The sequence below is a fragment of the Marinobacter salarius genome, from assembly GCF_032922745.1.
Lineage (GTDB): Bacteria > Pseudomonadota > Gammaproteobacteria > Pseudomonadales > Oleiphilaceae > Marinobacter.
This window is the reverse complement of the sequence record NZ_CP136693.1, coordinates 1,265,822-1,281,413: the sequence shown is the minus strand read 5'-3', so window position 1 is coordinate 1,281,413 and position 15,592 is coordinate 1,265,822. Positions and strand designations below refer to the sequence as shown.

At 57.7% G+C, this 15,592-nt stretch carries 16 protein-coding genes; 7 read left to right on the top strand and 9 right to left on the bottom strand.

The window, feature by feature from the left end:
- The first annotated feature begins 26 nt into the window (after positions 1–26).
- Entirely contained in the window at positions 27–440 is a 414-nt protein-coding gene (locus tag R1T46_RS05835; RefSeq protein ID WP_317307644.1) for a VanZ family protein, read from the top strand.
- A 464-nt stretch (positions 441–904) separates the two neighbouring features.
- Here the strand turns inward: R1T46_RS05835 and R1T46_RS05830 are convergent, their stop codons facing one another.
- Positions 905–1,570, bottom strand: a complete 666-nt coding sequence (locus R1T46_RS05830; RefSeq protein ID WP_126811323.1) for a class I SAM-dependent methyltransferase — start codon at positions 1,568–1,570, stop codon at positions 905–907.
- A 134-nt stretch (positions 1,571–1,704) separates the two neighbouring features.
- Here R1T46_RS05830 and mnmH point away from each other — a divergent pair, with 134 nt between their 5' ends.
- The 5 genes from mnmH to R1T46_RS05805 all read left to right on the top strand — a co-directional run bounded on the left by mnmH (position 1,705) and on the right by R1T46_RS05805 (position 6,294).
- Positions 1,705–2,796 carry a tRNA 2-selenouridine(34) synthase MnmH gene (gene mnmH / locus R1T46_RS05825; protein WP_126813109.1) on the top strand — a complete coding sequence of 364 codons (1,092 nt, stop codon included), beginning with the start codon at positions 1,705–1,707 and terminating at the stop codon, positions 2,794–2,796.
- A 159-nt stretch (positions 2,797–2,955) separates the two neighbouring features.
- On the top strand, positions 2,956–3,789 hold the full coding sequence (locus R1T46_RS05820; RefSeq protein WP_036210722.1) for a mechanosensitive ion channel family protein: 834 nt from the start codon (positions 2,956–2,958) through the stop codon (positions 3,787–3,789).
- 169 nt (positions 3,790–3,958) lie between these two features.
- Positions 3,959–4,516: an aminoacyl-tRNA deacylase gene (locus R1T46_RS05815; protein WP_036210719.1), complete on the top strand. Its 558-nt coding sequence runs from the start codon at positions 3,959–3,961 to the stop codon at positions 4,514–4,516.
- 86 nt (positions 4,517–4,602) lie between these two features.
- Positions 4,603–5,889 carry an FAD-dependent monooxygenase gene (locus tag R1T46_RS05810; protein WP_317307642.1) on the top strand — a complete coding sequence of 429 codons (1,287 nt, stop codon included), beginning with the start codon at positions 4,603–4,605 and terminating at the stop codon, positions 5,887–5,889.
- Between the two features lie 39 nt (positions 5,890–5,928).
- Positions 5,929–6,294, top strand: coding sequence for a histidine triad nucleotide-binding protein (locus tag R1T46_RS05805; RefSeq protein WP_036210713.1), 366 nt, complete (start codon positions 5,929–5,931; stop codon positions 6,292–6,294).
- Between the two features lie 174 nt (positions 6,295–6,468).
- On the opposite strand, the gene phoU is transcribed toward R1T46_RS05805, so the two are convergent.
- The 5 genes from phoU to R1T46_RS05780 all read right to left on the bottom strand — a co-directional run bounded on the left by phoU (position 6,469) and on the right by R1T46_RS05780 (position 11,974).
- Positions 6,469–7,191, bottom strand: coding sequence for a phosphate signaling complex protein PhoU (phoU, locus tag R1T46_RS05800; RefSeq protein WP_292049618.1), 723 nt, complete (start codon positions 7,189–7,191; stop codon positions 6,469–6,471).
- Between the two features lie 33 nt (positions 7,192–7,224).
- Positions 7,225–8,112: a phosphate ABC transporter ATP-binding protein PstB gene (gene pstB, locus R1T46_RS05795; RefSeq protein WP_036210707.1), complete on the bottom strand. Its 888-nt coding sequence runs from the start codon at positions 8,110–8,112 to the stop codon at positions 7,225–7,227.
- Positions 8,113–8,123: 11 nt separating this feature from the next.
- Positions 8,124–9,398, bottom strand: coding sequence for a phosphate ABC transporter permease PstA (gene pstA / locus R1T46_RS05790; protein WP_036210703.1), 1,275 nt, complete (start codon positions 9,396–9,398; stop codon positions 8,124–8,126).
- Positions 9,391–10,779 (bottom strand): phosphate ABC transporter permease subunit PstC, encoded by a 1,389-nt coding sequence (gene pstC, locus R1T46_RS05785; RefSeq protein ID WP_036210700.1) that lies wholly within the window; start codon positions 10,777–10,779, stop codon positions 9,391–9,393. The genes pstA and pstC overlap by 8 nt, the downstream gene beginning before the upstream one ends.
- Positions 10,780–10,921: 142 nt before the next feature.
- A complete protein-coding gene (locus R1T46_RS05780) occupies positions 10,922–11,974 on the bottom strand; it encodes a substrate-binding domain-containing protein (RefSeq protein ID WP_036210697.1) in 1,053 nt (350 codons plus the stop codon).
- Between the two features lie 195 nt (positions 11,975–12,169).
- On the opposite strand from R1T46_RS05780, the gene R1T46_RS05775 reads away from it, so the two are divergent.
- The gene (locus R1T46_RS05775; protein ID WP_036210694.1) at positions 12,170–12,574 is read left to right on the top strand and encodes an acyl-CoA thioesterase; all 405 of its coding nucleotides are present in this window, start codon (positions 12,170–12,172) and stop codon (positions 12,572–12,574) included.
- Here the strand turns inward: R1T46_RS05775 and arsJ are convergent, their stop codons facing one another.
- Genes arsJ through R1T46_RS05760 form a run of 3 tightly spaced genes read right to left on the bottom strand, consistent with a single transcriptional unit; the run spans position 12,575 to position 15,567 of the window.
- Positions 12,575–13,771: an organoarsenical effux MFS transporter ArsJ gene (gene arsJ, locus R1T46_RS05770; protein ID WP_317307641.1), complete on the bottom strand. Its 1,197-nt coding sequence runs from the start codon at positions 13,769–13,771 to the stop codon at positions 12,575–12,577.
- A 1-nt stretch (position 13,772) separates the two neighbouring features.
- A complete protein-coding gene (locus R1T46_RS05765) occupies positions 13,773–14,777 on the bottom strand; it encodes an ArsJ-associated glyceraldehyde-3-phosphate dehydrogenase (RefSeq protein WP_036210688.1) in 1,005 nt (334 codons plus the stop codon).
- Between the two features lie 25 nt (positions 14,778–14,802).
- Positions 14,803–15,567: a metalloregulator ArsR/SmtB family transcription factor gene (locus R1T46_RS05760; protein ID WP_036210685.1), complete on the bottom strand. Its 765-nt coding sequence runs from the start codon at positions 15,565–15,567 to the stop codon at positions 14,803–14,805.
- Between the last annotated feature and the right edge of the window lie 25 nt (positions 15,568–15,592).

Here is a 15,592-nt window from a genome sequence, read left to right as displayed (position 1 = left end):
AACTCCACCACAGCCCGACGGTGACCATGGCATTCCTGAGGCAACGCATTCTGATTCTGCTCGAGTATCAGCCTTTTTGGCGGGCAGTGCTGGTTCTCTCGACCGCCGCCATCATCTACCTTGCAACCACCAGCCAGCCCTACCCGATTCCCTCGGCAGCAAGCGACAAGGTCAATCACCTGCTGGCATTCTTCGAATTGACGGTGGTTGCCCGGCTGGCTTGGCCGAACCTGGGGAAACCGTGGATTGCCATCGGCCTACTGGCGTTCGGGCTGGGCATTGAGCTTGTCCAGGCCCAGCTACCCTACCGGACCTTTGCCATTGCCGATATTCTCGCCGACGCTGCAGGCATTGCTATCGGGTTACTGCCGTGTCCCGGATTTATAAGACCTCACACGCAAAACGACCGAGCCATTGCTCACGCCAACAACCGTCAATAAAGCACCACCCACCGGACTTGAGACATCAACCCGGACTTGTGTGAGATATATCCTACAAACTCGTAAGATCTTGCTGCGACATAGCGTAGGTTTCCCCGACAGGAATACCCGCCGATATCTCAATTAACTGATATTAAAGAACTTATAACAAAACCACTACCAGCACAGCTGCTCTGGCGTGCACAGTTCACATGTTTGTAAAACTGCGGTTGGTATAGTGTTTACATCAAGGATGACAGGGAAATGGACGACGCACTGGATGCACCCCGGCAATTGGATGCAGGGAGAAGCAGGGACACAGGGATGGCTCGCTTAAGGGAGACCTCTTCGGATCGCCGGCTCGGACGCCGGCACCAGGGACTGGCAAGGGAAACCGGCAACAAGGTAGTTGCCAACAGCGCAGGGACGCGACACCTGTTCCGAAAAAGGGTAACCGAAAGGTTGCCCTTTTTTTTCGCCCGCTCTCAGGTCATCGAGCTCTGGCCTGCCAGGTACACCCGCACCCGATTAAACTCCTCAAACTCATTCAGGTCTGGCCAGGTGCGGCCTTCGATTACGTCCTGCTGCCGGTAGTGGTCGTCATCCAGGTTCCGCAAGCGAGAATCCGCCAGTATCACCAAAGGCGCGGCTCGCCTGAACTCGGACAGCAGCGGGCGATTTTCCGGGTCATACAACACGTCCGCCGCGGTCACAACGTCCACATCACTCGGCCGCGTTGCCCAATCGGCGCTCAGGGTCACCGACACGCCATTTAACCTGGCGTTCGCCGCTGCCGCATCCAGTGCAGCCTGGTCAATATCACAGGCGATGGCCTCCCTCGCCCCGGCCATTGCGGCAGCGATGGCCACCACCCCGGAACCGGACCCAAAATCCAACACCTTTTTGCCTTTTACCAGGTGTGGATGTGCCAGGATATAAGCCGCCAATACCTGTCCACTGGCCCAGCAAAACGACCAGTACGCCGGCTCAGCAACCACCGCCTGCGCCTCTTCGTGGCTCAGCGGGCCCTCCAGCACCCCTGGGTCGAACAGGTAGAGGACGATGTCGGGGCAACCCGCCGGGGCCGTTACGGCAACCTGCCCCCGGCTGAGGGTTTTCCCAAGATGCTGATCTAGAATGTCGGGGGTCATGGTTACTCCGGAACACAGGTCTGGCAAGGCACGCATTGTAGCGGCAGCGGCGCGGCGGCACACCCGCAGGCGAGCAAAAAACCAGCATGTTCGTTATACTGCTGCCTCATTTCCCGTACGAACCCAAACCTGCCATGCCGTCCAGACCCGATACCAGCGACTATCTCTCCCTGTTCCTGAACGACGTTCCGCTTATGGACGTAAGGGCACCGATCGAGTTCAGCAAGGGCAGCTTCCCAAGTGCTATCAATGCGCCCCTGATGAACGACGAGGAACGCCACAGAGTTGGCATCTGCTACAAGGAAAAAGGTCAGGACAAGGCCATTGAACTGGGCCACCAACTGGTTTCCGGGGACCTCAAGGCGCAACGCATCGAAGCCTGGAAGCGATTTACGGCCACGAATCCGCAGGGCTACCTGTTCTGCTTCCGCGGCGGCCTGCGTTCGCGGTTGACTCAGCAGTGGATCAAAGACTCTGGCATCGAGTTTCCGCTCATCCAGGGTGGCTACAAGGCCATGCGTCGGTTCCTGATCGACAGCCTGGAAGCCCTCACTGCATCGTCCGAGTTCGTTATTCTCAGCGGCCGCACCGGGACTGGCAAAACCCGCGTGCTGAATCAGTTGCCCAATCCTGTTGACCTTGAAAGGTTGGCAAACCATCGTGGCTCCAGCTTCGGTCGTCAGGTAACGTCCCAACCGTCACAGATTGATTTCGAAAACCGCCTGGCCGTGGCCATGCTCAAGGCCCATCATCACGTCGGCGGGACGGTGTATTTGGAAGATGAAAGCAGACTGGTGGGCCGATGCGCCCTGCCGGAAAGCCTCAGAAACCGAATGGCAGCAGCACCCCTGATGGTGCTGGATCAACCGATCGAGGAGCGAGTACGAATCATCCGCGAAGACTATGTTGACCAGATGACGGCCGACTACGTGGAACGCGACGGCACAGAAGCAGGCTGGCTCAACTTTCGCGACTACCTTCTCAGCGCCCTCGACAGAATCCGGAAACGCCTCGGCGGTGAACGCCATAGCCGACTACGGCAGATGATGGAGGATGCCCTCGACCGCCAGCACCGAACCGGTGAGACCGGTGCGCACCATGAATGGATCGAGGCACTGTTGCAGGACTACTACGACCCCATGTATGACTACCAGCTCAGCCAGAAGGAAGGCCGCATTGTCGTGAAGGGCGGGCCGGAAACCATCATCGGGTGGGCCAGTCGTTGATTTACAACGTACAACGCTCCCACCCAAACTGGACGCGCATGTTGTACGTTTGCCACAAACCTCTGCTATAACAAAACGCAGGCAAATATCAATTGAACAGCCGTTGTCCCTGTCATATTTAAAGTAATAAGCCACTACTACCGAACAAGGAGTCACTGAATGGAAGATCTTCTGGGAACCGACATTAATGCCTCGGAGCTATGGGACCAGGCACTCTCGTTGATCATGACCTACGCCCCAAAGGTCGTCCTGGCCATCATCACGCTGGTACTCGGCCTCTGGCTGATCAATCGTTGCATCGGGGTTCTCGATAAAAAGCTGGGCGCAAAAGACCCGACACTCAACAAATTTCTGTGTGGGCTGATAAGCGCCATCCTCAAGGTGATGTTGCTGATCTCCGTCGCGTCGATGATCGGCATCGCTACGACGTCCTTTATCGCTGTTATTGGTGCTGCTGGCCTTGCCATCGGCCTTGCGCTGCAGGGTAGCCTGGCCAACTTTGCCGGCGGCGTACTGATTCTGATCTTCAAGCCATTCAAAGTCGGTGACACCATCGAAGCTCAGGGCTACCTGGGTGCCGTCGCGGAGATTCAGATTCTTTACACGGTGGTAAATACCTTCGATAACCGCCGCATCGTCATTCCCAACGGCAGCCTGTCCAACGCCACCCTGGTGAACGTCAGCATCTACGACAAGCGCCGCTGTGACATGACTTTCGGTATTCACTACGACGACGACATCGACAAGGCCAAGGCCATTCTGAAGCGCCTGTTCGACGAGGACGAACGTTCACTGAAGGATCCGGAACCCCGTATCTGCGTGGGCAGTCTTGGCGACAACTCCGTTAACCTGATGTTCCGGGCCTGGGTCGCCACCGATGACCTCTGGCCGTACTACTGGGACATGCACGAGAAAGTGAAGAAGGCGTTCGACGCCGAGGGCATTACCATTCCGTTCCCACAGCGGGATGTGCATGTCTACAAATCCGAGTGATTGGTATCTCATTAACACACACTGTTACTCGCATTCTGTACAGCCTCAACTAAGCTGACCAGTAATGGCGGTGCAGTCGCATTAGCGGCGTCACCGCCAGTCACCGGAACCGGTTCAGGAATATCACCGGTTCCAGTACCGCTGTCATTGCTGGTAGGAGGTTGTCACTATGCCGGTACAGCAGTTGAAGGAATACCTTGATCAGGCAGGCGTGGAATACATGTGCCTGTCTCACCCCCCTGCGTTTACCGCCCAGCAACTCGCCCATCACGTCAAAATCGCCGGCGACCGGGTGGTGAAAACCGTCATTATTGAACTGGATGGCAAAATGGCCATGCTGGTCATGCCCGCTACCTGGCGTATCCGTTGGGACCGACTGACCCACATCCTGGATACCGATTTTGTCGATCTTGCGGACGAACAGGAATTTCAGGACCGCTTCCCCGAGTGCGAAGTGGGCGCCATGCCGCCATTCGGCAACCTGTTTGATATGTCCGTGTATTGCGCAGAAGCTCTGACCCGGCAGCCGGAACTCGCCTTTGCCGCTGGCAGCCACACCGAATCCATCCACATGAAAACGTCAGATTTCCTGGAACTGGTGCATCCGATGGTGCTGGAGCAGGGATTTGTAAAACCAGGCGCGCAAAAGCCAGCCTGGCTCAAGGGCCGCGCCCGCAGGGCTGAGTCCCTGACCGGCAGCCCCACCGCCAACCTGGCCGGTTACTGACACCAAAAACCGGCCCAGGCTTGATCCGGACGGCTTGTCTGGATGCGCCCATCGCGTAAACTGGGCGTACCAGACAGGAACCCGTTATGACTCAAGCCTTTGATATTGTGATTGTCGGTGCCGGCATGGTCGGTGCTGCCCTCGCGACCGGACTTGGCCGCAGTGGCTTCCGCGTGGCCCTGGTTGACCTTGGCTCCGCCCCCGAATTCGATCCCTCGCTGCCTCCAGACATCCGCGTGTCAGCCCTGAGCGCCGGCAGTGAGCGCTACCTCAACGATCTTGACGTCTGGCCCAGCATGCTCGCCATGCGTGCCACACCCTACGCCCGCCTGGCAGTATGGGACGAGACCCGCCACCCACTCAGCAACCTGCTGCCCCGCAAGGTCGCCGATGTGGTGTTTGACGCCAGCAACCTGTCCGCCCGACACCTGGGGCATATCGTGGAGAATCGCATTACCCAGCAGGCGTTGTGGAACAGCGCCGCGGCTCTGCACTCGGTTTCCCTGTTTCCCGACAACGCCGTCAGTCACCTCGAAAACGGCAACAACCACGCTGCTGTGACCCTGGAGGACGGCACCGAACTCGAGTGCCAATTGGTGGTGGGCGCCGATGGCGCGGCCTCCGGCGTCCGGGAACTGGCGGGCATCGGCGTAACCCGGGACCAGTACCAGCAACAGGCAATGGTCATTTCGGTTCGCTACCAGGGCGCGGTTGAGGACATCACCTGGCAGGGCTTCTACCCGTCCGGCCCACGAGCTTTCCTGCCGCTGCATTCCGCGGGCAATGGCGAAAGCTGGGCCTCTCTGGTTTGGTATGACTCGCCGGAGCAACTAGCGCGCCTGAAATCGCTGGACGACCGTGCGTTGATGGCAGAAATACAGAACGCCTTCCCGCCGGAATTACCTCTGCTGACGCACATTGAAGCCAAAGCCAGCTTCCCGATTGCCCGCCAGCACGCCAAAACCTATGTGAACCATCGTGTCGTGCTGGCGGGCGATGCTGCCCACACAATCAACCCGCTGGCTGGCCAGGGCGTCAACCTGGGCTTCCAGGACGCCCGCTGCCTGCAGACCGTCATCCGCGAGGCCAAACGCGCTGGCTGCGACCTGGCCGATCCGGCGTGGCTGGCCAAGTATGAGCAACAACGCCGCCCGGCCAACCGCCGTATGATGATGGCGATGGACGTGTTCTATCACCTGTTCAGCAACCGCACGCCGCCTCTGCACTTGTTGCGCAATCTGGGCCTGGGCGCCGCGAAAGCAATGCCATTTGCCAGAAACCGGGTGGCCAAATACGCTATGGGCATCGACGACGAACTACCCCCGCTGATCCGACAACTGGCGGATCGGCTGCCGGGGATGAAGCAACTGTAAAGCGTTTCACAAGCCTCAACTCATCAACAGGGAATCATCATGGCGGAAACCATTTTCACCAAGATCATGAACCGGGAAATCCCGGCGGACATCGTTTACGAAGACGACATCAGCCTGGCGTTCAAGGACATTAACCCACAGGCACCGGTGCACCTGCTGATTATCCCGAAAAAGGAAATCGCAACGATCAACGATATTGAGGAAGGAGACCGGGAGTTGGTGGGCCACTTGTACTGGGTTGCCGCCAAACTGGCGAAGGAGATGGGCTTCGCCGACGATGGCTATCGGGTCGTCATGAACTGCGGCGAAAATTCAGGCCAGACGGTATTCCACATCCACCTGCACCTGCTGGCCGGCAAGCCCCTCGGTTGGCCGCCGTATACCGATAAATTGAAACAAGGCTGATCGCCTTGAGCCCCGGCGATATCTGAGATATATACAAAGCCGGGCGGGAGGCACTGTTCAGGACCGTGGAGCGCCAGGGATGGCGCGACCGAGCCCTACATGGACGTATTCACGGGCGTGTCCTGAACAGTGCCTCCTGCCCTGCGGGAACACCCGCACCAGAAGGCTACGAACTCAGCGCCCGACGACCTTCTCAGCTTCCTCCACCGGCGTATGCCGAACATCCTCACCCTTGACCATGAAGATCACATTCTCGGCAATGTTGCAGGCGTGATCCCCCACCCGCTCCAGGGCACGGAGAATCCACATCACCGACATACAGCGGGAAATGTTGCGGGTGTCTTCCATCATGAACGTCAGCAACGTCCGCGTGGCCGCCTGGTATTCCTCGTCTACCCGCTTGTCTTCCTTCATGATCCGCAGCGCCTGCTCGGAATCGAGACGGGCAAAGGCGTCCAGGGCATCGTGCAACATGCTAAGAACATGATTGCCAATGTGGCGCACTTCCACGTACCCACGAGGCGCCTGACCTTCCTCTGACAGCTTGATGGCGAACTTGGCGATTTTCTTCGCCTCGTCACCAACCCGCTCCAGGTCCGCCACCATCTTGATCACCGAAATCACCAACCGCAGATCACGCGCGGTGGGCTGGCGACGGGCGATAATCAGGGTTGCTTCCTCGTCGAGGTCGATTTCCATCTGATCGACTTTCTTGTCCGTGGCACGGACCTCGTCCGCCAGGTGGCCATCGTTGTCCACCAGTGCGGTAATCGCACGGTCGACCTGGGACTCCACCAGGCCGCCCATCTCAAGAAACTCGCTCTTCAGGGCCATCAGTTCGTCATTGAACTTGTGCGAAATGTGATCGCCGTAAACATCGTCCTTTTTATCTGGCATGACTGTGTTCTCCAGTGTTCAACAATACCGGCGTTAACCGAAACGGCCGGTGATATAGGATTCGGTGAGTTCGTGCTCGGGCGACGTAAACACCTTGTTGGTTTCGTTTACTTCCACCAGATGCCCCAGGTGGAAATACGCCGTTCGATTCGATACACGGGCTGCCTGTTGCATCGAGTGGGTCACGATTACGATGGTGTAGCTCTCCGACATTTCCGCCATCAGCTCTTCCACCCTCGCGGTTGCAATGGGGTCCAGTGCGGAGCAAGGCTCGTCCATCAGAATAACCTCCGGGCTCACCGCAATAGCGCGCGCAATGCACAGGCGCTGCTGCTGGCCACCCGACATTCCGGTGGCTGTCGCATCCAGACGGTCCTTGACCTCGCCCCACAGCCCCGCCTTGCGCAGGCTGTTCTCGACGATGTCATCAAGATCGGATTTTCGATTGGCCAGGCCATGAATCCGGGGGCCATAGGCCACATTGTCATAAATGGACTTGGGGAACGGGTTTGGCTTCTGGAAAACCATGCCCACCCGCGCACGCAATTCGACAACGTCGCGGCGACGGTCATAGATGTCCTGATCGTCCAACTGAAGTGACCCCGTCACCTTGCAGATTTCGATGCTGTCATTCATCCGGTTGAGACACCTCAGGAACGTGGACTTGCCGCACCCTGAAGGTCCAATAAAGGCAATGACCTCGTTCTTCGCCACATCCAGGCTGATGTTCTTGATCGCCCGGGTATCACCGTAGGAAACATTGACATCGCGAAGCTTGAATTTGGCATTGTCGGCAAAAGGCTCTCCCACCGTTTTGCCTTCCTCAATGATCGTTTCTTCGGGCTGCTCCCGCACCGGAGCAACCGCCTCAACCTCTTGATGATCGGCTTCTTTGGTAATCGTTGGGTTCATCGTATTCATCGCTTATCTCCTTACCACCGACGCTCAAGGCGCTTGCGAAGCCAAATGGCCAGTGCGTTCATGCTAACCAGGAATGCCAGCAATACCATGATGGCTGCTGACGCACGTTCTATAAAGGCGAGCTCCGGGCTGCCCGCCCACAGGAAGACCTGAACCGGGAGTACCGTCGCCGAATCGAAAAAGCCGTCCGGAACATCAACGATGAACGCCACCATCCCGATCAGCAACAGGGGGGCGGTCTCGCCCAGTGCCTGCGCCATGCCGATAATGGAACCGGTCAGCATTCCCGGCATGGCCAGCGGCAATACATGGTGTAACACCACCTGCATTTTGGAGGCACCAATACCTTCGGCAGCCTCCCGGATTGACGGCGGTACGCTTTTAATGGCCGCCCGGCTGGAAATGATGATGGTTGGCAGGGTCATCAGCGTCAGTACGAGACCGCCCACCACCGGCACCGATCTAGGCATACCGAACAGGTTGATGAACACCGCCAGGCCCAGCAAACCGAAGATAATCGACGGCACCGCAGCCAGGTTATTGATGTTCACTTCAATGAAATCCGTGAGCCTGTTCTGGGGTGCAAACTCTTCCAGGTAAATGGCAGCCGCAACCCCGATGGGGAACGAGAGCACCAGTGTCACCAGCATGGTCAGCAAAGACCCGACGATCGCCCCAAGAATACCGGCGCGGGACGGATCACGGGAATCGCCGCTGCTGAAGAACACATCGTTGAAGGACGTCTGCACAACCTCATTTTCCACCAGCTGATCCACCCAGCGCTGTTGCCGGTCACTGAGCTTGATCGAATAGGCGTCGTCACCTGCATGCTTCACGTAGACATCCACGTCGGTGTGAGCCAGAACAGTCAGTGTTTGGGTGGTTCCAAGCCACTCGGGGTTCTGCTCGAGCATGTCACGCAGCTCATTGGACGCGTAGGGGTTAAGCAGATCACGGACAGCATCCCTGTTCTCTTCCGTTGCACCAGGCACCTGTTTGATCATCGCCTGCACCAATGGCTCCACAAAATCAGCCATCTTGATCTGCTTTTTGTCCGTGGCGTCGTCCAGGTACATCATTTCACCATCGAGCTCGACTTCCATGGTGATCGTGGTTTTGGTGAAGCCGGTGTAGCCTTTACCAATAATGTCGACGAACAGCACCACCAGGGCGGAAAGCGCAATCGCAATCGCCAGTATGCCGTAGGCCCGGAACCGGCGCTCCTTGCGGTAACGCCGTTTGAGTGACTGGCGGACGAGCTCCGCCTGTGAACGTTGATCAGTCATACTGTTCCCGATATTTGCGAACGATTTTCAGGGCCACCACATTCAGCAACAGGGTAGCGAGGAAGAGCATCGCGCCGAGGGCGAAGGCCGCCAGGGTCTTGGCGCTGTCGAATTCCTGGTCGCCGGTCAGCAGGGTGACAATCTGTACGGTAACCGTAGTGACGGTTTCCAGCGGATTGGCCGTCAGATTCGCTGCGAGGCCCGCGGCCATGACCACGATCATGGTTTCACCAATGGCCCGGGAGACCGCCAGCAGCACCCCGCCCATAATGCCCGGCAGTGCCGCCGGGAAAATCACCTTCTTCATGGTTTCCGACTGGGTAGCGCCCAAAGCCAGGGAGCCGTCACGCAGGGTTTGCGGTACCGCGTTGATGACGTCGTCCGACAGTGAAGACACAAACGGAATGATCATGATGCCCATGACCCCGCCAGCGGCGAGCGCACTCTGGGACGACGCATCGATACCCAGAGAGGCCGCGAAGTTACTGATGAACGGCGCGACGGTAAGTGCTGCAAAGAAGCCGTAGACCACCGTCGGGATACCCGCCAGCATCTCAAGCAATGGCTTGACCACACCGCGTACTTTCTTGTTGGCGTACTCCGAGAGGTAAATCGCCGACAGCAATCCCACCGGCACCGCAACCAGCATCGCAATCGCCGAAATCAGCAGCGTGCCGGTGAACAGCGGGATCATGCCAAAGGCGCCCTGGGCTGCCACCTGATCTGCTCGTAATGCGGTTTGCGGGCTCCACTGGGAGCCGAAGATAAACTCGGTGAACGGAATCTTCTGAAAGAACCGGAAGGTTTCAAACGCCACGGAGAAAATAATTCCGATGGTGGTCAGAATCGCCAGCGCGGCACAGGCGAAAAACAGCCACTTCAGGATCGACTCCACTTGTGTCCGGGCGTTCAGTGCCGGGCGAACCCGGAGCCAGCCCAAAAATCCCGCCAGCACAGAGACGGACACCACCAGGGTGGTCATGAACATCCGGCTCTGTTCCCTCAGCGCCTTCAGTCGCTCTGCAGCTTCAACAATGGGTGCTTCCGCAAACCCCGGAGGCAGGCTACCACTGGCCACGTTGCTGATCTTGCTCAACAGAAGACTCGCCTCGCCCTCGGACGCCGGCAACATTTCCTGTGGCAGGGAGCCAATAACCAGGGTCTGGATAACTTTTCCCTGGAACGCTGCCCAGAGCCCAAGCACCAGCAGCGCGGGAATGCCGCACCACAAAGCCGCTCGTGCCCCGTAATAAAAGGGCAGGGACTTGAGATGACGAATGCCCCCCATCGGCATCGCCAGTGACCGCGATCGGGCATAGCCCAAGCCGTAGGCAACCATCGACAGCACGATGGTCAGTAAAAGCAGATTGGCCGGTTGCATGAAAATTCCCGTAACAAGCTAAAAAGGACCACAAGTGTAATCATTCGGAAAACAGGACGCACATGCCGCTTTCCAGACGTGCAAAAGGGCGCGAGCCTTTCAAAGACCCGCACCCTTGTCAGTCAACACGGTGTCGACTGGCTTACATCAGTTCTTCCTTGGCCAGGTTAGGCATGTCAGATGCCTTGTCCTGCAGCTTCATCAGCGCGTCGCGCGGAGGAACGATCAGGCCAACGTCCTTCAGGTAGCCATTCTTGCCCATGGCGCTCGGGCTCGCAAAGAACTCGGCGTATTCCGCGATGCCCGGAACCACACCAACGTGGGCTTTCTTGACGTAGAAGAACAGTGAACGGGCAACCGGGTATTCGTCTGCCGCAATGGCTTCAGCCGTCGGTACCTTGCCGTTCAGCGTCGCAGCCTGCAGACGGTCAGCGTTCTCTTCCAGGAAGCTGTAACCGAACACACCGTAAAGGCCTTTGTCGTCGATCAACTTCTGAACGATCAGGTTATCGTTCTCGCCGGCTTCGATGAACGCGCCATCTTCACGAACGCTCTGACACACGCCTTCCATGTCGTCTTCGCTCATGTCGGCAACCGCTGGCAGATCTTCACAGCCGCCCTGCAGGGCCAGCTCGTTGAAAGAATCACGGGTACCGGAGGTGGGAGGCGGTCCCATCACACGAATGGCAACGTTTGGCAGGCTGGAGTCAATGTCGCTCCACTTTTCGTAGGGGTTATCAACCAGCTTGGTCTCATCGTCCGGTGAAGGAACCTGCTTGCCCAGGGCCAGGAAAAGCTGCTCAAGGGTGATGTCCAGGTTATCGGCTTTCTGCGAGCTGGCAATCACGATGCCGTCAGAACCGATGCGGAATTCGGTGATGTCTTTTACACCGTTTTTCTGGCAAAGATCGTACTCAGACGTCTTCATGCGACGTGACGCATTGGTGATGTCCGGATGCTGGGTGCCGATACCGGCGCAGAACAACTTCAGGCCGCCACCAGAACCGGTTGACTCAAGCTTCGGAGTCGGGAAGTCAGTTGAAGAACCAAAGCGCTCAGCCACAACCGTCGCGAACGGATAAACAGTAGAGGAACCGACGATGCTGATGGTGTCGCGCGCCATGGCAGGAGTCGACACGGCGGCGATGCTACCGGCCAGTGCCACAGTTGAAAGGGCTGTTCTAAGTTTGATCACGTTGAGTCTCCATTTGTCACGTTGACTTTATTTACGGGTTTGCTTCACCGATGTGTGAACAATAAAGGCACTCTATGACAACTTTGTTACAGCCACTGAAATATAGAACAGGACGTTCAATTTTTCTTGCAGACGCGGCGCAGGCCGCTAACATGCGGGGTACTAAAACAATTCCGAACTGATAAGGTTGAATCCATGACGGCGCTTGATGACGACAAACCCACGCCCCGGGGCGAACTGGTAATCCAGGTAATCCCCCTTCCCTCGGACACCAACCCCAACGGCGATGTGTTCGCCGGCTGGCTGGTTAAACAGATGGACATTGCTGCGGCAACGCTCGCGGGGCGAATTTCACAGGGCCGCAACGCCACTGTGGCCATGGACAGGATGGAGTTTCTTTCGCCGTTGCGGGTGGGATCCCAGGTTGGCTGTTACGGTGAGTTGGTGGAAGTGGGGCGCAGCTCGATGAAAATCAACATTGAAGTCTGGACCCTGGACCGCACCGCCAAGGCCCCGCGCAAGGTAACCGAAGGTCTCTTCATTTATGTTGCCATCGACGAGCATGGCCGCATCCGGGAAGTTCCCGACCAGGCCACCTGATCAGGTGGCAGGAACTGGTCGCTTCTCCGGTAAGAACATCGAGAGTATCGCCGCTGCTGCCACCAGACCCGCGGATATCCACAAACAGGCTTGCAGCCCGTAGGCCTGATAAACCCAGCCGGACAGGATCGTTCCCAGCAAGCGGCCGGCGGCATTCGACATATAATAGAAACCCACATCCAGCGAGACACCATCCCCTCGCGCATAGCTGACAATCAGGTAACTGTGCAGCGACGAGTTGATGGCAAACAGTACCCCGAATAGCAGCAGGCCGCCGATCACCACGAACTGGGGCGACCAGCCCACCATAAGACCAACCGCAATACCGGCTGGCATTAACGCTAATGCCGCCGCCCAAATCATGGCGGGCTGCCGGCCTTCCATATTCCCGGTAATACGCGGCGCAAGGGTCTGGATAAAGCCGTAGCCAATCACCCAGGTGGCCATGAAGCCACCCACTTTCCAGAAATCCCAGCCAAACACGGTGTGCAGATAAACCGGCAGAGCCACTACAAACCACACATCCCGGGCGCCAAACAGAAACATTCGAGCAGCAGACAGCACGTTGATGGCCCGGCTCTTGGACAGAATTTCGCGAAACTTCGGCTTTGCCTTGCTCTTGCCCAAGTCCTGCCCCAACAGGAAAAGGCTGGCCAGCCACACCACACTCAGGGCCACCGCCATGACAACGACCGCGCCCTGGAACCCGGCAGCCATCAGCAGCACACCACCGAGGAAAAAGCCCACGCCCTTCAGTGTGTTCTTCGATCCAGTGAGGATGGCCACCCATTTGTACAGAGTGCCCTGCTGCTCATCTGGCACCAGAAGCTTAATGCCGCTCTTGGCGGACATCTTGTTCAGGTCTTTGGCGATACCGGAGATGGCCTGCGCCGCCATCACCCAAGGCACCGTCAGCATGGCCGCCGGCACCGCCAGCATGGCAAGAGCGGCAATCTGAAGGAACAGCCCGATATTCATGGTGCGGTTCAGCCCCATGCGAGCGCCCAAATAGCCACCCACCAGGTTGGTCACCACCCCGAAGAACTCGTAGAAAATGAACAGCAGGGCAATTTCCAGCGGTGAATAGCCGAGCTGATGGAAATGCAACACCACCAGCATCCGCAAGGCCCCGTCCGTCAGGGTGAAGGCCCAGTAATTACCGGTGATGACCAGGTACTGTCGGATGGCAGCAGTCATATCAGACGGAACCTACCCGGCGCGCCAGTTCTGCGGTGCGGTTGGCGTAGCCCCATTCGTTGTCGTACCAGGCGTAGATTTTCACCTGGGTACCATTCACCACCATGGTGGAGAGGGCATCAATAATGGAGGAGCGAGGGTCGGTTTGGTAATCGATGGACACCAGCGGGCGCTCTTCGTAGCCCAGAATGTTTTTCAGATCGCCCTCAGCAGCCTCTTTTAACAACTGATTTACGGTATCGCGATCCGTGGGTGTTTCCACCTCGAATACGCAGTCGGTCAGCGAGGCATTCGTCAATGGCACCCGCACGGCATGGCCATCCAAACGGCCCTTCAGCTCCGGAAAAATTTCGATAATCGCGGTGGCGGAACCGGTGCTGGTCGGAATCAGTGAACTGCCACAGGCGCGGGCCCGCCGCAGGTCCTTATGGGGCGCATCGATGATGGTTTGAGTGTTGGTCAGGCTATGGATCGTCGTGATGGAACCATGCTTGATACCCAGCTTCTCGTGGATGACCTTCACCACCGGCGCCAGGCAGTTGGTGGTGCAGGAAGCAGCAGTGACAATGCGGTCATTGGCCGGATCAAAAATGCCGTCGTTCACGCCCACCACAATGTTTTTGGCCCCAGCCTCTTTCACCGGAGCGGTCACCACCACGCGCTTGACGCCCTGATCGAGATACGCCTGGAGCACGTCCACCTTTTTCATTTTGCCGCTGGCTTCAATCACCAGATCGCAGCCGGACCAGTCGGTCTCCCCAATGGTTTTATTGCGGGTGACGCGAACCGATTTACCCTCGATAACGATACTGTCGCCGTCCACACCCACTTCGTGGTCCCAGCGGCCATGAATACTGTCGAAGTTCAGCAGATGTGCCAGCGTCTCGGCATCGGCGCCCGGATCGTTGATCGCTACGAATTCCATCTCCGGCCACTGCCACGCTGCCCGCAGGGCCAGGCGACCGATTCGACCGAATCCATTTATTCCGACTTTGATCTTGCTCATGATGTGCTCCAGAAAGCGTTATCCATTAAATACACCGCACAACCGGCCTGTCTGGCATGACAGAAAGGCGCTCGAGTTCCTCAGTGATCAGGGCGGGATTGCTATCGGCAGTTTCATCCAGAACCCGCGACAGCCACTGGGGCATCCGGGGATTCAGCGAATAGTACATCCATTGCCCCTGACGCTCTGCATCCAGCAGGCCCGCCTCCCGCAGGGTGGCCAGGTGCCGGCTGGCCTTGGGCTGGGAAATATCGAGGGCGGCGGTGAGTTCACACACACACAGTTTCGTTTCCTGCCGAACCAGCATCAGCGCAGCCAGGCGAAGCTCGTCACCCAACGCCTTGAACACCGTTACCGGGTTAAAGCTCACCGGCTTCATACCGGTTTCTTTTCTGTGTACCAAAGTAAACAGGCCAATGCGCTCGCGGATTTCCTTGAGGGTCAGTGCGAAGGTGGCATGGCGCCCGCTTGGCACCGGGTCCGGGAAGTCCCAGGCGATTTGCTGGGCGGGCTGACAGACGTTGCCACACTCGTTGGCAGCTTTTTCACAAAGGGTAATCACATAATCCCAATGCTCACTTTCAACGCCTGCCAGCGATTTACTCTGCAAACCATCGACGGAAAAGCCCGACTCTGAGAGCACCTGCAGCGCCATCGGATGGGGTTTGTCAGGCTCGGTTCCGGCACTCGCCACTTCAAACTGGTCACCGGCCAGTTCCCTTAGCAAGGCTTCCGCCATCAATGACCGGGCACTATTGGCGGTACAGACGAACAAAACGCGGCGTTTCATATGCAAATTCCCATATATTCGTTTT

Bases quoted from the DNA above. Each gene is read 5' to 3' on its own strand.
- R1T46_RS05835 (WP_317307644.1), top strand. From the start codon at position 27: ATGGCATTCCTGAGGCAACGCATTCTGATTCTGCTCGAGTATCAGCCT.
- R1T46_RS05830 (WP_126811323.1), bottom strand. From the start codon at position 1,570: ATGACCCCCGACATTCTAGATCAGCATCTTGGGAAAACCCTCAGCCGG.
- mnmH (WP_126813109.1), top strand. From the start codon at position 1,705: ATGCCGTCCAGACCCGATACCAGCGACTATCTCTCCCTGTTCCTGAAC.
- R1T46_RS05820 (WP_036210722.1), top strand. From the start codon at position 2,956: ATGGAAGATCTTCTGGGAACCGACATTAATGCCTCGGAGCTATGGGAC.
- R1T46_RS05815 (WP_036210719.1), top strand. From the start codon at position 3,959: ATGCCGGTACAGCAGTTGAAGGAATACCTTGATCAGGCAGGCGTGGAA.
- R1T46_RS05810 (WP_317307642.1), top strand. From the start codon at position 4,603: ATGACTCAAGCCTTTGATATTGTGATTGTCGGTGCCGGCATGGTCGGT.
- R1T46_RS05805 (WP_036210713.1), top strand. From the start codon at position 5,929: ATGGCGGAAACCATTTTCACCAAGATCATGAACCGGGAAATCCCGGCG.
- phoU (WP_292049618.1), bottom strand. From the start codon at position 7,191: ATGCCAGATAAAAAGGACGATGTTTACGGCGATCACATTTCGCACAAG.
- pstB (WP_036210707.1), bottom strand. From the start codon at position 8,112: ATGAATACGATGAACCCAACGATTACCAAAGAAGCCGATCATCAAGAG.
- pstA (WP_036210703.1), bottom strand. From the start codon at position 9,398: ATGACTGATCAACGTTCACAGGCGGAGCTCGTCCGCCAGTCACTCAAA.
- pstC (WP_036210700.1), bottom strand. From the start codon at position 10,779: ATGCAACCGGCCAATCTGCTTTTACTGACCATCGTGCTGTCGATGGTT.
- R1T46_RS05775 (WP_036210694.1), top strand. From the start codon at position 12,170: ATGACGGCGCTTGATGACGACAAACCCACGCCCCGGGGCGAACTGGTA.
- arsJ (WP_317307641.1), bottom strand. From the start codon at position 13,771: ATGACTGCTGCCATCCGACAGTACCTGGTCATCACCGGTAATTACTGG.
- R1T46_RS05765 (WP_036210688.1), bottom strand. From the start codon at position 14,777: ATGAGCAAGATCAAAGTCGGAATAAATGGATTCGGTCGAATCGGTCGC.
- R1T46_RS05760 (WP_036210685.1), bottom strand. From the start codon at position 15,567: ATGAAACGCCGCGTTTTGTTCGTCTGTACCGCCAATAGTGCCCGGTCA.